9 protein-coding genes are annotated in these 14,945 nt (G+C 72.9%); all 9 read left to right on the forward strand.

Annotation, left to right across the window (positions count from 1 at the left end; all coding sequences use genetic code 11):
• Window positions 1–94: 94 nt before the first annotated feature.
• The 9 genes from FS882_RS20995 (at window position 95) to FS882_RS11705 (ending at window position 14,941) form a co-directional block, all read left to right on the forward strand.
• The gene (locus FS882_RS20995) at window positions 95–235 is read left to right on the forward strand and encodes a hypothetical protein (protein WP_187365263.1); all 141 of its coding nucleotides are present in this window, start codon (window positions 95–97) and stop codon (window positions 233–235) included.
• Between the two features lie 197 nt (window positions 236–432).
• Window positions 433–1,347 carry a hypothetical protein gene (locus FS882_RS11670; protein ID WP_187365264.1) on the forward strand — a complete coding sequence of 305 codons (915 nt, stop codon included), beginning with the start codon at window positions 433–435 and terminating at the stop codon, window positions 1,345–1,347.
• Between the two features lie 94 nt (window positions 1,348–1,441).
• Window positions 1,442–1,957, forward strand: a complete 516-nt coding sequence (locus tag FS882_RS11675) for a hypothetical protein (protein WP_158373214.1) — start codon at window positions 1,442–1,444, stop codon at window positions 1,955–1,957.
• A gap of 281 nt (window positions 1,958–2,238) precedes the next feature.
• Window positions 2,239–3,303 (forward strand): phenylalanine--tRNA ligase subunit alpha, encoded by a 1,065-nt coding sequence (gene pheS, locus FS882_RS11680; protein ID WP_158373215.1) that lies wholly within the window; start codon window positions 2,239–2,241, stop codon window positions 3,301–3,303.
• A complete protein-coding gene (gene pheT, locus FS882_RS11685; protein ID WP_158373216.1) occupies window positions 3,303–5,885 on the forward strand; it encodes a phenylalanine--tRNA ligase subunit beta in 2,583 nt (860 codons plus the stop codon). Before pheS ends, pheT begins: the two co-directional genes overlap by 1 nt.
• A gap of 233 nt (window positions 5,886–6,118) precedes the next feature.
• Window positions 6,119–6,967 carry a PRD domain-containing protein gene (locus tag FS882_RS11690; protein WP_187365265.1) on the forward strand — a complete coding sequence of 283 codons (849 nt, stop codon included), beginning with the start codon at window positions 6,119–6,121 and terminating at the stop codon, window positions 6,965–6,967.
• 141 nt (window positions 6,968–7,108) lie between these two features.
• Entirely contained in the window at window positions 7,109–9,013 is a 1,905-nt protein-coding gene (locus FS882_RS11695) for a glucose PTS transporter subunit IIA (protein WP_158373218.1), read from the forward strand.
• Window positions 9,014–9,045: 32 nt separating this feature from the next.
• Window positions 9,046–10,512, forward strand: a complete 1,467-nt coding sequence (locus tag FS882_RS11700) for a glycoside hydrolase family 1 protein (RefSeq protein WP_158373219.1) — start codon at window positions 9,046–9,048, stop codon at window positions 10,510–10,512.
• A gap of 292 nt (window positions 10,513–10,804) precedes the next feature.
• Window positions 10,805–14,941 carry an ExeM/NucH family extracellular endonuclease gene (locus tag FS882_RS11705; RefSeq protein ID WP_262348241.1) on the forward strand — a complete coding sequence of 1,379 codons (4,137 nt, stop codon included), beginning with the start codon at window positions 10,805–10,807 and terminating at the stop codon, window positions 14,939–14,941.
• Window positions 14,942–14,945 lie beyond the last annotated feature (4 nt).

Consider the following 14,945-nt stretch of genomic DNA (forward strand, 5'->3'; position numbering starts at 1 on the left):
GGCGCTCAGGGACGAAGGTCCGTTATTTCCCTGGGCCGGTGATGGCAGCCTCATGTGCGGGACGGGGGGCCGTCTCGACCTCGAAGGCCTGACCATGCGCACGTTCATCCGCATCCTGGTGGTGTCGCTCACCGCCATTTCCCTTGCCGGTCTTCCGAGCGCGGGGGCCGTCTCGGCGCCAATGCCCGACGAGGGACAGGCAGTCCCCTTTCCGACCCGGTCGAACCGGGAGTGACGCCACTCAGCCGTCCGGTGGTCGCATCTGAGCCTGCGAGCACCCGGACCGGCAAGCCCGAGGAGTGCAGCGAGCCGGACGGGAACGGCGTGCAGAGCTGCCTGACCGTAGGGGCGGGGGCACCGCAGGCGGCAGTGCCTCCCACCCGGGCCATGCAGGCGTTCCCATCGTGGTGCCTCGCCGGGGAGCGAAACGTCATGTATCTCACCCGCACCGAGGCGTGCGGGATGTACGACGGTTACCTCAGCATCCTGCAGACCACGAACGGGGTGACGACGGAGGTCGGCGCACTCGCCTTCACCCTCTACCGCTACACCTACATGTCGACGCGGTTGCCCGACTGGGAGAGCCAGATCCAGATCTCGCCGTCGATGATTCGTGGTGAGGCGGTGGGCACCCAGTTCTCCGGCGTCGCGACCTGCACCGGCTCTTGTATCACGGCGCGCTCCTCCTTCCCCTCCCAGGTGCCCGGCCTTCACCAGAACGCGAACGGCGAGGGTTCGTTCTCCTGGCCCGTGGTTCCCGGCGGCCAGGGCCTGGCGGTCCCGAGCTGGACCATCTCGGTCAAGGCACCCTCGGCGCAGAACGTGGTGACCGAGACGTACGGATCGATCCCCGTGGTTCGTTGCGACCAAGCCGTTCCGGGGGTGGCGACCGCAGGTTGCGTGATCCCCGAGGCGGTGCCGGAGCTGGTGTACCACCCCGAGTTCTGGCCTGAGTTCGGTGGGCACCTGGTCAACGCCTACTTCAGTGGGTTGCCGGGTTCCTGGTACTCGGGCCGGCCTCTTCACCGCCTGACGGACGAGACGCTCAAGCAGCGCAACCGCGACCAGGCCTGTCCGGCGCGACTTCACCGGCCCGACGGGAAGACGTGCGACGAGTACCCGTTCGCCTCGACGTGGGAAGGCGCGTACACCTCGCGAGGAGAGCCGCGTACGTTCCCTGGCTGCGCCATCGAGGAGTATCCACTCGGAGTCGTCGGACCGTTGGGCTTCAGTGCCTGCATGATCGACGGCGGCGAGAACAGCCTTGCGGGGTCGACGATGAACAGCGCGCTGTTCGTCCCCTATCGCGTGATCGAGAACGACCCGTTCTTCGTCACGGTCGAGTAGCAGCGAGCCCATGGAGCACCGATACGTCTGCCTGGTCGACCACCGCTCGCTGGACTTCAGGCGGGCAGCGCCCGGTCCGAGTGACGTCGACGTGGTGGGCGGGCTGGTCGCCGGACTCCTCACGGATGCCCCTCGGGTCCTGACGGGCGCCGCGATGGGCCCGGTTCACGTGGTCGTGCACCCGCTGCGCGAGGCTCCTGAGGATCTGGCAGCGGAGTGGCAGGACGTCGTCGAGGTGAGCCTGGTGTCCAGGGGCGGCCCGATGGTGGTGACGGGTCCGTTCGACGCCGACCCCGAGCCGGCCGCCAGGCTTGATCTCTACGGGCCCGGCACCTACCGCGTCCGGGTTCACGCCGACGGTCGGGACCTCGACTTCGACGCCGTGGTGCGCGAACCGCGCGAGCGCTACCTGATCCAGTCCTGGCCGGCGGATCCTCAGACACCGGTGACGCTCCGGGCGGCGTCGCGCACCGCCGAGATATCGTCGTCGGCCCCTCGAGTCCGGGCGCAGGAGGCCGTGGCCGTGCGGCCACCGATCGACCCGGAGCGGCAGGAGGCCCTGGAGCGCTCGATCCGCGCGCACCGGGGTTCGGGACACGCTCGGGACTGAGCACGCACGCGAGGTCAGGCACGCGACCGCACCCCGCCTGCCGCTGTGGCACCATGGCGAGCATGACCTCCGCCCGCCCCCTCGGCCGCCGATTTCCCGGGCCCGTTCCCGGGCCGCGGCGCTGAGAGGCGCGGCACCAGGTCCCGTCCGGCGCCACGGCGCGGACGGTCCCGAGGCCCCGGAGCGGGCGCCACTAGACTCGCCCGTCGGTCGGCCCGTCGCGCGCGCCCCGCGCGCCCGACGCACGCCGGCCCGCCGCTCCACCCGCAGAGAAGGCTCGGATGACCACGCCTGACACACCCCTGAACCCGCTCGACGCCGACGCCGTCGGCCGCGCCCTCGACGACGCCCTGGCGGCTGTCGCGGCGGCCGGCGACCTCGACGCCCTCAAGTCCGCGCGGCTCGCGCACACCGGCGAGCGCAGCCCGCTCGCGCTCGCCAACCGCGCGATCGGCGGCCTGGCCCCGGCGGACAAGGCCGTCGCCGGCAAGGCGCTCGGCCAGGCCCGCGGCCGGCTCAGCGCCGCGATCGCGGCCCGCGAGGAGGTGCTCGCCGCCGAGCGCGACGCGCGGGTCCTCGTCGAGGAGGCCGTCGACGTCACGCTGCCGTCCGACCGCGAGCCCCGCGGCGCCCGGCACCCCCTCGAGCTGCTGCAGGAGCGCATCGCCGACGTGTTCGTCGCGATGGGCTGGGAGATCGCGGAGGGCCCCGAGGTCGAGGCGGAGTGGTTCAACTTCGACGCCCTGAACTTCGGCCCGGACCACCCGGCGCGCCAGATGCAGGACACGTTCTACGTCGCGGCGCCCGAGGGCGAGCCGGACCCGCACCTGGTGCTGCGCACGCACACCTCGCCGGTGCAGGCCCGCAGCCTGCTGGAGCGGGGCGTGCCGCTGTACGTCGCGTGCCCGGGCCGGGTGTTCCGCACCGACGAGCTCGACGCGACCCACACCCCGGTGTTCCACCAGGTCGAGGGCATCGCGGTCGACAAGGGCCTGACGATGGCGCACCTCAAGGGCACGCTGGACCACTTCGCGAAGGCGATGTTCGGCCCGGACGCGCGGACCCGCCTGCGGCCGTCGTTCTTCCCCTTCACCGAGCCCTCCGCCGAGATGGACCTGTGGTTCCCGCAGAAGAAGGGCGGGCCCGGCTGGATCGAGTGGGGCGGGTGCGGGATGGTCAACCCGAACGTGCTGCGCGCGGCGGGCGTCGACCCCGAGGTGTACTCCGGCTTCGCGTTCGGGATGGGCATCGAGCGCACGCTCATGCTCCGTCACGAGATCGCGGACATGCACGACATGGTGGAGGGCGACGTCCGCTTCTCCACCCAGTTCCGGGCGGTGATCTGATGCCTCGCATCCCCCTGACGTGGCTCGCCGAGCACGTCGAGCTCCCCGAGAGCCTGTCCGCCGAGCAGCTGGCGGCGGACCTGGTCCGCGTCGGGCTCGAGGAGGAGGCCGTGCACCCGGCCGCCGTGTCCGGCCCGCTGGTAGTCGGCCGCGTCGTCGAGCGCGTGCCCGAGCCGCAGAAGAACGGCAAGACCATCAACTGGTGCCAGGTCGACGTGGGCGACCACAACGGCACGGCCGAGGACGGCACGCGCACCCCGCGCGGCATCGTGTGCGGCGCGCACAACTTCGACGTGGGCGACCACGTCGTCGTCGCGCTGCCCGGCACCGTGCTGCCCGGCCCGTTCGCGATCGCCAGCCGCAAGACCTACGGCCACGTCTCCGACGGCATGATCTGCTCGTCGCGCGAGCTGGGCCTCGGCGACGACCACGACGGCATCATCGTGCTGGCCGAGATGGGCATCGACGCCGCCCCCGGGACCGACGCGCGCGCCCTGCTGGGTCTGGGCGAGGAGGTCCTGGAGATCAACGTGACGCCGGACCGCGGCTACTGCTTCGCGATGCGCGGCGTCGCGCGGGAGTACGCGCACTCGACCGGCGCGGCGTTCACCGACCGCGGTCTGCCGAGCGCGGGCGCCGACGAGGGCCTGGCCACCACGGGTGGCTTCGGCGTCGAGCTCCGTGACGAGGCGCCGATCCACGGCGTCGCCGGCGCGGACCGGTTCGTCGCGCGCGTCGTCCGGGGCGTCGCGGCCAGCAAGCCGTCGCCGACCTGGATGCAGCAGCGCCTGACCCAGGCCGGCATGCGGCCGATCTCGCTCGCCGTCGACGTCACGAACTACGTGATGCTCGACCTCGGGCAGCCGCTGCACGCCTACGACCTGGCGACGCTCGACGGCCCGATCGTCGTCCGGCGCGCCCGGGCGGGGGAGCGGCTCACCACGCTCGACGGCGCGGACCGGGCCCTCGACCCCGAGGACCTGCTCATCACCGACGGCCCCGACGCCGGGCGCGTGCTCGGGCTCGCGGGCGTCATGGGCGGCGCGGAGACCGAGGTCTCGGAGTCGACGACGGACCTGCTGATCGAGGCCGCGCACTTCGACCCGGTCTCGATCGCCCGCACCGCCCGGCGGCACAAGCTGCCGAGCGAGGCGAGCAAGCGGTTCGAGCGCGGCGTCGACCCGCAGCTGCCGCGCGTGGCCGCGGCCCGCGTGGTCGAGCTGCTGGTCGAGCACGGCGGCGGCACGGCCGACCCGGTGCTGACCGACGTCGACCTGACCACGCCGCCGCCCGTGCTGACCCTGCCGGTCGCGCTGCCGACGCGGCTCATCGGCCTGGACCTCGACGTCGCCGCCGTCTCGCGCTACCTGCGGGAGATCGGCTGCACCGTCGGCGAGGTCGTCGGGGCCGGCGCGGACGCGGTGGTGCCGGTGACCGTGCCGACGTGGCGCCCGGACCTCACCGAGCCGGTCGACCTGGTCGAGGAGGTCGCCCGGCTGCACGGCTACGACGCGATCCCGTCGGTCGTCCCGCGCTCCCCGGTGGGCCTCGGCCTGACCGTCGCGCAGCGGCGCCGGCGCCGGGTGGCGCAGGTGCTGGCGGACGCGGGCTGGGTCGAGACGCTGTCGTACCCGTTCGTCGGGACGGCGCAGCTCGACGCGCTCGCGCTGCCCGCCGACGACGAGCGGCGCGCGATGGTCCGGCTGGCGAACCCGCTGTCCGAGGAGCGGCCGTCGATGCGCGCGTCGCTGCTGGTGACGCTGCTCGACACGGCCCGCCGGAACGTCGCCCGCGGGACGACCGACCTCGCGGTGTTCGAGGTCGGCGCGGTCACGCTGCCCCGCCCGGGCGCGGCGTCGGCCCCGGTGCCCCCGATCGCGCAGCGGCCGTCGGACGACGTCCTCGACGCCGTCCGCGCGGCGGTGCCGCACCAGCCGCGGCACGTCGCCGGCGTGCTCACCGGCCTGCGGGAGCCCGCCGGCTGGTGGGGGCCCGGCCGCGCCGCCGACCACACCGACGCGATCGACGCCGTGCGGCTGCTCGCCGAGACCCTGGGCGTCGAGCTCGCGGTCACGGCGGACGCCGAGCGGGCGCCGTGGCACCCGGGTCGCTGCGCGCGGTTCACCACCGCGGACGGCACCCTGGTCGGCCACGCCGGCGAGCTGCACCCGAACGTCGTGACGGCCCTCGGGCTGCCGGCGCGGGCGAGCGCGTTCGAGGTCGACCTGGACGCGCTGCTCGCCGCCGCCCCGCGCGAGGAGGTCGTCGCCCACGAGGTGTCGACGTTCCCGGTCGCCAAGGAGGACGTGGCCCTGGTGGTCCCGGCCGACGTGCCGGTGGCCGACGTGCTCGACGCGGTCCGCACCGGCGCCGCCGCCAGCGCGGCGGGCGACGTGCTGGAGAGCGCCCGGCTGTTCGACGTGTACACGGGCGAGCAGGTGGGCGAGGGCCAGCGGTCGCTCGCGTTCGCCCTGCGCCTGCGCGCGGCGGACCGCACGCTCACGGCGGACGAGACCGCGGCCGTGCGCGCCGCGGTCGTCGCGGAGGCCGAGCGCCGCTTCGGCGCCACCCTCCGCGCGTAGCCCGCACCCCGACGGCCCCGGCCGCGCGCGCCCCGACGCCCGCGGACCGGGGCCGTCGGCGTCGCCACCCACGCAGCGCGGCAGCCGGCCCGGACGGCCTCCGCGCGCGTGCTATGGTGCCGACAACCAGCGAGAAGCGTCATCCGATCGAGCGTCATCTTGGGGTCGCACACCAGGGGTGTGCCGGCACAGGTGGCACCGTCCGGAGCACGTGGAGCGCGGGGAGAGCGACCATGCAGATCGCCAAGGTCTACAACAACAGCATCGTCCTGGCGGAGGCCAACGGGCGGTCGATGGTCGTCATCGGCACCGGCGTCGGGTTCGGTGCACACCCGGGGGAGACCGTCGACGGCGCCCGGGTCGAGACGGTCTTCCCGTTCACCAGCGCGGAGCTGGAGCGGCTGAACCTCGGCATCCTCGAGCGGATCGACTCCGGCGAGCTGCTCCTGGTCACGGACCTGGTGGACCGGGTCAGCGACATGCTCGGGTACGCCTTCCGCAGCAGCATGGTGTTCGCACTGGTCGACCACCTGGCGCACTACGAGGCGGCCAGCGCGTTCGACGACGAGCACCCGTTCCGGTGGATCGTGAAGACGGTCTACCCGCGGGAGTACCTGGCCGCCCGGTGGCTGCTCGACGAGCTCGGCCGGTCGCCGACCGGCTGGGACGTCCCGCGCTCGGGTGCGACGGCGATCGCGATCCACTTCATCAACAACCAGCACGCCGACGGGGCGACGGGCGCGGTCGGACCCACCGAGCACATCCACCGGATCATCGAGCTGATCGAGCGCGGAGCCGGCACCCCGATCGACCGGACGACCCATCGGTACGCCCGGTTCCTGACCCATCTGCGCTTCCTGGTGAACCGCGCGCAGATGCCGAGCCTGATCCACGAGCAGACCCCGCCCGAGGTGTTCGAGGCCGTCTACGAGCGCGCGGCTGCGGCCACGCTGGCGATCCTGGGGGCCGTCTGCGACTACGTGCGGTCGGCGCTCGGTGGTGAGCTGGGACCCGCGGAGCGCGGGTACCTGCTGCTCTACATCACCGAGCTCACCGCGCCGATGGGAGGCGCCGGCGACTGACCGCCCGATTCCGCCCCCGGGGGAGTGACATTCGGTTGGCTTCACCCCATCCCGTCCGTTCGAGCGGCACGGGGTGGGGTGTTGTGCATCCGGGGCACCGAGACCCCCGTCCCGCCCGCCCGAGCGAAGGAGCTCACCGCCATGGATCACGCCGAGATGACCACCCGCCTGCTCGAGGAGGTCGGCGGTCCCGAGAACGTGCGGACGGCCTCGCACTGCATGACGCGCCTCCGGCTCGTCCTGGTCGACCGGTCGGCGGTCGACACCACCCGGATCGCCGCGATCGACGGCGTCATCGCCGCGTCCTTCAGCGGCGATGAGCTCCAGGTCGTCGTCGGCACCCAGGTGCCGGCGGTGTACGCGGCGTTCCGGGACCGGTACCGACCCGCGGCCCCCCGCCCCGGGGTCCGGACCAAGGAGGATGCCCGGGCGCGTCTCGGCACCGGCCTGAACGCCGTCGTGGGGTTCTTCGGCGCGGTGTTCGTCCCGATCCTGCCGGCGCTGATCGGCGCGGGGTTGGCCAAGAGCCTGCTGGTGCTGCTCGACCAGGTCGACTGGGTCGCCGCCGACAGCGCGGTCTGGCACCTGCTCACCATCGTGTCCGACGGGGCGTTCTACTTCCTGCCCTTCCTGCTCGCGGTATCCGCAGCGCGGCGCCTCGAGGTGAGCGAGTACCTGGCGATCCCGGTCGCGGCCGGTCTGCTGTACCCGACGGTGGTGAACGGCCTCGCCGACGGCGGCGACGTCCTGCGCGTCGCGGGCGTCGACATCCCTCTGATGAGCTACGCCGCCTCGGTCATCCCGATCCTGCTCGGGGTGGTGCTGCTCCGGCTGGTGTCGCGCGGGCTGGAGCGCGTCGTGCCGCAGGCGGTCCAGGTCGTCGTGGTGCCGCTGGTCAGCTTGCTGGTTGTGATCCCGCTGACCCTGGCGTTCCTCGCCCCGCTCGGGTTCCGGGGCGGCGAGCTGCTGTCCGACGGCGTGACCTGGATCTTCGACACCAGCGGCGTGGCGGCCAGCGCGGTGACGGGAGCCGTGCTTCCCGTCCTCATCCTGACCGGGATGCACCACGTGCTGGGCTCGATCATCCTGAGCAACCTCACCGGCTCCGCGGGCGTCGACTCGCTGCTCCCGCTGTTCTTCCTGGAGTCGCTCGCGATGTCCGGTGCGGCCATCGCGGTGTTCGTCCGGGCCAGGAGGGGTGCGCTGCGGGCCAGCGCGCTGTCCACCGGCATGACGGCCTTCCTCGGTATCACCGAGCCGGCGACGTACGGCGTCAACCTCCCGCTGCGGCGCCCGTTCGTCGCCGCGATGGTCGGCACCGGCGTCGCCGGCGGCCTCGGCTACCTCCTCGGGATGCGGGCGTTCGCTTACACGATGCCCAGTGTGCTGTCGATCCCGACGTACGTGCGGCCGCAGGACGGCAGCACGCTGGCCGCGGTCCTGGTCAGCGCGGCGGTCGCGTTCGGCCTGAGCTTTGCGATCACGTACCTCTGGTGGCGGCGGCCGGCCGACGAGCCGACGGACGGCGCCACCGCTGCCGCCCCGGACCCGGTGGTCGTGCGCAGCCCGGTCGTCGACGGCCGGGTGCTGGACACCGCGACGGTTCCCGACGAGGTGTTCCGCAGCGAGCTGCTCGGCCCCACCGTCGCGATCGCCCCGCTCAGCGGATCGGTCGTCGCGCCGGTCGACGGAACCGTGGTGCTGGTCAGCCCGACCCGGCACGCCGTCGGGCTGCGCACCGACGGCGGGGTCGAGGTCCTGCTGCACCTGGGCATCGACACGGTCACGCTCGACGGCTCCGCGTTCGCGGTGGCGGTGTCGGAAGGCCACGAGGTCGTCGCGGGGCAGGAGATCGTCGTCGCCGACTTCGACCGGGTCCGCGCGGCGGGTCTCCAGGACACCGTGCTGCTGGCGGTGACCGCTGCGGGCGGGGCCGCGGTCGACCGGCAGGTCACCGCCGGGACCCGGGTGACGGCGACGACGCCCGTGTTCGCCATCGACGGCGCAACGGCGTCGTCGGCCGAGCCGGCGGTGCGGGTCGCATGACCGCCTCGTCGCCGATCACCAGGAGGAGCACCATGACGCACACCTTTCCCGAGGAGTTCCTCTGGGGCGCCGCCACGGCGGCGAACCAGGTCGAGGGCGGCTACGACGAGGGCGGGAAAGGGCTGAGCTCGTTCGACGTCGTGCCGTTCTACCCGAGGGAGGACCGCCCCGGCCTGACGGTACTGACGTCGGACGTCACCGCCGAGGACTTCGACCGGTTCAAGGACGGCACCGCAGCGGGGAACTTCCCCAAGCGCCGCGGCTCCGACCTGTTCCACCGCTACGCCGAGGACATCGCCCTGTTCGGCGAGCTGGGCCTGCGGGTCTACCGGATGTCCATCTCCTGGCCTCGCATCTACCCCACAGGCTTCGAGGCGGAGCCGAATCGCGCGGGCCTGGACTTCTACCACCGGGTGTTCGCCGAGTGCCGGAAGCACGGCATCGAGCCGCTGGTGACGATGAGCCACTACGAGATGCCGGTCGCGGTCGTCGACGAGCTCAACGGCTGGGAGTCCCGGGAGACCATCGACCTGTTCGTGACCTACGCGACGACCCTGCTCGACGAGTTCGGTGACGAGGTCCGGTACTGGATCCCGTTCAACGAGTCGAACATGACGGTGTTCTCCCCGTACACCGGTGCGGGCGTGCTCACGGAGCGCATCCGCTCGGCCGACGTCGGCACCGCCACGTACGCGGCCCTGCACCACCAGTACGTCGCGGCGGCGCGGGTCCTGCATCACGGTCGGCGTGTGGCGCCGGGAGCGCTGTTCGGCTGCATGATCGCGCGGTTGGAGAACTACGCCGCGACCTGCGACCCGCGCGATCAGCTCGCGGCGCTGCGGGACGACCAGCTCAACTGCTCGTTCCTGGACGTCCAGGCCCGCGGACGCTATCCCGGGTACCTGCGCCGCTTCTTCGCGGACAACGGGATCGCCGTGGAGATCACCGCCGAGGACGAACGGTGGATCCGGGAGAACACCGCCGACTTCATCGCGTTCAGCTACTACTGCAGCTACGTCGCCAAGCACGACCCGACCGGGGAGCGGGTGGCGGGCAACCTCGTCGACAGCGAGCCGAACCCCTACGTGCCGGTGACCGAGTGGAACTGGCCGGTCGACCCGCTCGGGCTGCAGATCACGCTGAACCGGCTCTACGACCGGTACCAGCTGCCGCTGTTCGTGACGGAGAACGGGCTCGGGGCGGTCGACGACGGCCCGGACGAGTGCGGCGTCGTGCACGACCCGTACCGCATCGCCTACCTGCGCGACCACATCGCGGCGATGGGTGAGGCGATCCGGGACGGGGTGGAGGTGATGGGCTACACGGCGTGGACCGCGATCGACCTGGTGAGCTGCGGCACCAACGAGATGAGCAAGCGCTACGGCTTCGTCTACGTCGACGCCGACGACTCCGGTGCGGGTAGCTACGCGCGGTACAAGAAGGACTCCTTCGACTGGTATCGCAGGGTGATCGCGTCGAACGGCGCGGACCTGGGCTGAGCGCGCTCCGCCCCGGGCGGGCCGGGTCGTGGGTGCGCGCGCGCCCACCCGGACCGCGGCCCCGTCCGGAGCAGCAGGTGAGCCCGGCGTTCACCCGATCGCAACCTTCGTGTCCCCCGCTCGTGCTTGTGTATCCGGACATACCGCCCATACGTTGTCAGCCGGCTGTGTGACGACTGTGATGCGGCCTGCTGACGAGGGCGCCAGAAGCGCCCCGGGGGATCGGAGAACATCGGTGAGCGCTGTACGCACACGCACCAGGTGGGCGGCGAGCCTCGCCGCCGTGGGGGCGATGGTCGGGGTACCCCTGACCGCGGTCCCCGCGGCTGCGGCGGAGGACACCCACACCATCGCGGAGGTCCAGGGCCCGGGCGACGCGTCGCCGCTCGCGGGCCAGACGGTCACGACGTCCGGCGTCGTGACCGCGGTCTACGCGACCGGCGGCTACCGCGGCTACGTCATCCAGACGCCGGGCACGGGCGGGGACACCGACGTCTCGGCCCGCACCGCCTCGGACGCGGTCTTCGTGTTCTCGGGCGCCACGGCGGGCTCGGTCGCGATCGGCGACCACGTCCAGGTCACCGGCGCCGTGTCGGAGTACCAGGGCCTGACGGAGATCACGGTCGGCAGCGCCGCCGGCCTGGTCCAGCTCGGCGACGCGCCGGCACCGGTCGAGCCGGTGACGGCCGCCTGGCCGGCCGACGACGCCGCCCGCGAGACCCTCGAGTCGATGCTCTACCTGCCGTCGGGCGACCTGACGGTGACCAACACCTACTCGACCAACCAGTACGGCGAGGTCGGCCTGGCGTCCGGGACGACGCCGCTGATCCAGCCGACCGAGGTCGCGCGCCCGGGCACCCCGGAGTACGACGCGGCCGTCGCGGACGACGCGGCCCGCGGGGTCGTGCTCGACGACGGTGCCAGCACCAACTTCCTGTCGGCCGCGAACTCCGGCCTCACCCCGCCGTACGTGTCGCTGGAGAACCCGGTGCGCGTCGGCGCGGCGGCCACGTTCACCGACCCGGTGGTCGTCGACTACCGGAACAGCGCGTGGAAGCTCAGCCCGACCCTGCCGCTCGACGCGGCGAACCCGGGCGGCTACCCGGCCACGTTCGAGAACGACCGCACCGCGGCGCCCGAGGGCGTCGGCGAGGCCGACGTGACCGTCGCGTCGTTCAACGTGCTCAACTACTTCACCACCCTCGGCGCGGACACCGCGTCCTGCGTGCCGTACACCGACCGCGCGGGCACCCCGGTGACCGTCCGCGAGGGCTGCGCGCAGCGCGGGGCCTGGAACCAGGCCGACCTGCAGCGCCAGCAGGACAAGATCGTCGCCGCGATCAACGCGCTCGACGCGGACGTCGTCGGCCTCATGGAGATCGAGAACTCCGCCGCCGTCGACGGCGTCGCCGACGAGGCGCTCTCCACGCTGACCGCCGCGCTCAACGCGGCCGCGGGCGAGGGCACCTGGGCGTTCGTCCCGTCCTCGAAGGAGCTGCCGGACGCGTCCGAGCAGGACTTGATCACCAACGCGCTGATCTACCGCCCGGCCGCCGTCGAGACCGTGGGCGACGCCCGCGCGCTCGGCACGCAGTCCGGCGACGACCAGGCGTTCGGCAACGCGCGCGAGCCGATCGGCCAGGCGTTCGTCCCGACCGAGGGTGGCGAGCAGCTGTTCGTCGTCGTGAACCACCTCAAGTCGAAGGGCTCCGCCGGCCCGTGGCCGGGCGACGCCGACACCGGCGACGGCCAGGGCGCGTCCAACGAGTCCCGGGTCCGCCAGGCCGAGGCGCTGCGCCACTGGGTGCCGACGGTGCAGGGCGACGCCGAGGCGGTCGCGCTGCTCGGCGACTTCAACTCCTACACCCAGGAGGACCCGCTGCAGGTGCTGTACGCGGCGGGCTACACCGACGCGACGACGGCGCTCGACGCGGGGGAGTACTCCTACTCGTACCAGGGCCTGTCCGGTTCGCTGGACCACGTGCTGCTCAACGACGCGGCCTTGGGCCGGGCGACCGGCGCGGACGTCTGGAACATCAACGCGGGCGAGTCGGTGGCGCTGGAGTACAGCCGCTACAACGCGCACGGCAGCCTGTTCTACGCGCCCGACGCGTACCGGTCCTCGGACCACGACCCGGTGCTGGTCGGCCTGACCGCCGGCGACACCGGCACGACCCCCGACGGTCCCGTCGACCTCACGCTGCTCAACATCAACGACTTCCACGGCCGGATCGACGCCAACACCGTCGCGTTCGCCGGGACCGTCGAGCAGCAGCGCGCGGCCGCCGAGGCAGACGGCGGCGCGGCGGTCTTCCTGTCCGCCGGCGACAACATCGGCGCGTCCCTGTTCGCCTCCGCGGTGGCCGAGGACCAGCCGACGATCGACGTGCTCAACGCGCTCGACCTGGCCGCGTCCGCGGTCGGCAACCACGAGTTCGACCGCGGCTACGCCGACCTGGTCGACCGCGTGATCGCCGACGGGTCGAACGCGGCGTGGCCGTACCTCGGCGCGAACGTGTACGAGAAGGGCACCGAGAACCCGGCGCTCGACGAGTACACGGTGCTCGACGTCGACGGCGTGCGGGTCGGCGTCATCGGCGTCGTCACCCAGGAGACCCCGACGCTCGTCACGCCGGGCGGGATCGCCGACCTGGACTTCGGCGACCCGGTCGAGGCGGTCAACCGCGTCGCCGCGCAGCTGTCCGACGGCGACGACGCCAACGGCGAGGCCGACGTGATCGTGGCCGAGTACCACGAGGGCGCCGGCGCGGGCACGCCGGACGGCGCGACGCTGGAGGAGGAGATCGCCGCGGGCGGCGCCTTCTCGGACATCGCCACGCTGACCTCGGGCGACGTGGACGTCATCTTCACCGGCCACACCCACAAGCAGTACGCCTGGTACGGCCCCGCCGAGCCGGAGGCCTCCGGCGAGTGGACCCGCCCGATCGTCCAGACCGGCTCCTACGGCGAGAACATCGGCAAGGTCACGCTGACGTACGACCCCGCGAGCGACGAGGTGGCGGCGCTCACCGGCGAGAACGTCAAGCGCGTCGCCCCGGCGGCGGGCCAGACCCAGGCGCAGCTCGACGCGGCCCTGGTGGCGCAGTACCCGCGCGTCGCCGAGGTCAAGACGATCGTCGACGCCGCGCTGGCGGAGGCGGCCGTGGTCGGCAACCAGCCCAAGGGCTCGGTGACCGCGGACATCACGACCGCCTACGCGGGCGGTGCGTACACGAACGGGGTCTACACGGGCGGCACCCGCGACGACCGGTCCAAGGAGTCCACGCTGGGCAACCTGGTCGCCGACTCGCTGCTCGAGACGCTCTCCTCCGCGGACCGCGGCGGGGCGCAGATCGGCGTCGTGAACCCCGGCGGCCTGCGGGCGGAGCTGCTGTACGCGCCCGACGGCACCATCACCTACGCCGAGGCCAACGCGGTCCTGCCGTTCGTGAACAACCTCTGGACCACGACGCTGACGGGCGAGCAGGTCGTCACGATGCTCGAGCAGCAGTGGCAGACCAACGCGGACGGCACGATCCCGAGCCGCCCGTACCTGCAGCTCGGCCTGTCGGACAACGTCACGTACACCTACGACGAGGCGCAGCCGCTGGGGAGCCGCATCACCTCGGTGACCGTCGACGGCGAGGCGCTCGACCCGGCGGCGGAGTACCGCATCGGGACGTTCTCCTTCCTGGCCCAGGGCGGCGACAACTTCCGGGTGTTCGCCGAGGGCTCCGGCACCACCGACTCGGGCCTGATCGACCGGGACGCGTGGATCGCCTACCTCGAGGCGCACCCGGGCCTGTCGCCCGAGTTCGACGAGCGCGCGGTCGGCGTGCCGGCGCTGCCCGACGAGGTCACCGCGGGGACCGAGCTGGCCTTCCCGGTGACGGGCCTCGACCTGACCAGCCTGGGCTCGCCGCTCAACACCTCGCTCGACGTGCAGCTCGACGGCGCGTCGATCGGCTCGGCCACGGTGACCGACGGCGCGGCGCAGGTCGCGGTGACGGTCCCGGCGGGGACGACGGCCGGCGAGCACGTGCTCACCCTGGTCGCCGCCCCCAGCGGCACCGTCGTGACGCTGCCCGTCACGGTGGCGGCCGCGCAGGAGCCGGAGCCGCAGCTCAAGGAGTCCTCGGTCACGCTGTCGGCGAGCCGCAGCAGCCAGTCCTACGGGACCTGGCTGCCGACGCTGCTGGTCTCGCAGGTCCGGGTCGAGGGCACCTGGTTCCCGTCCGGCACGGTCGAGTTCCGGGAGGGCGACCGGGTGATCGGCCGCTCGCCGGTGGTGCTCGGCCTGGCGCTCGGCTCCGTGCCGCGCACCGCCTCGGTGGGCGCGCACGAGTACACGGCGGTGTTCGTGCCGTCGCGGCCCGACGTGGTCGCCGGCAGCACGAGCGCGCCGGTGAAGGTCACCGTCAAGAAGTGACCTG

Origin of the sequence: Cellulosimicrobium cellulans, from assembly GCF_007679345.1 — a bacterium.
Lineage (GTDB): Bacteria > Actinomycetota > Actinomycetes > Actinomycetales > Cellulomonadaceae > Cellulomonas > Cellulomonas cellulans_A.

Bases quoted from the DNA above. Each gene is read 5' to 3' on its own strand.
- pheS (WP_158373215.1), top strand. From the start codon at position 2,239: ATGACCACGCCTGACACACCCCTGAACCCGCTCGACGCCGACGCCGTC.
- FS882_RS11695 (WP_158373218.1), top strand. From the start codon at position 7,109: ATGGATCACGCCGAGATGACCACCCGCCTGCTCGAGGAGGTCGGCGGT.
- FS882_RS11670 (WP_187365264.1), top strand. From the start codon at position 433: ATGTATCTCACCCGCACCGAGGCGTGCGGGATGTACGACGGTTACCTC.
- FS882_RS11700 (WP_158373219.1), top strand. From the start codon at position 9,046: ATGACGCACACCTTTCCCGAGGAGTTCCTCTGGGGCGCCGCCACGGCG.
- FS882_RS20995 (WP_187365263.1), top strand. From the start codon at position 95: ATGCGCACGTTCATCCGCATCCTGGTGGTGTCGCTCACCGCCATTTCC.
- FS882_RS11690 (WP_187365265.1), top strand. From the start codon at position 6,119: ATGCAGATCGCCAAGGTCTACAACAACAGCATCGTCCTGGCGGAGGCC.
- FS882_RS11705 (WP_262348241.1), top strand. From the start codon at position 10,805: ATGGTCGGGGTACCCCTGACCGCGGTCCCCGCGGCTGCGGCGGAGGAC.
- pheT (WP_158373216.1), top strand. From the start codon at position 3,303: ATGCCTCGCATCCCCCTGACGTGGCTCGCCGAGCACGTCGAGCTCCCC.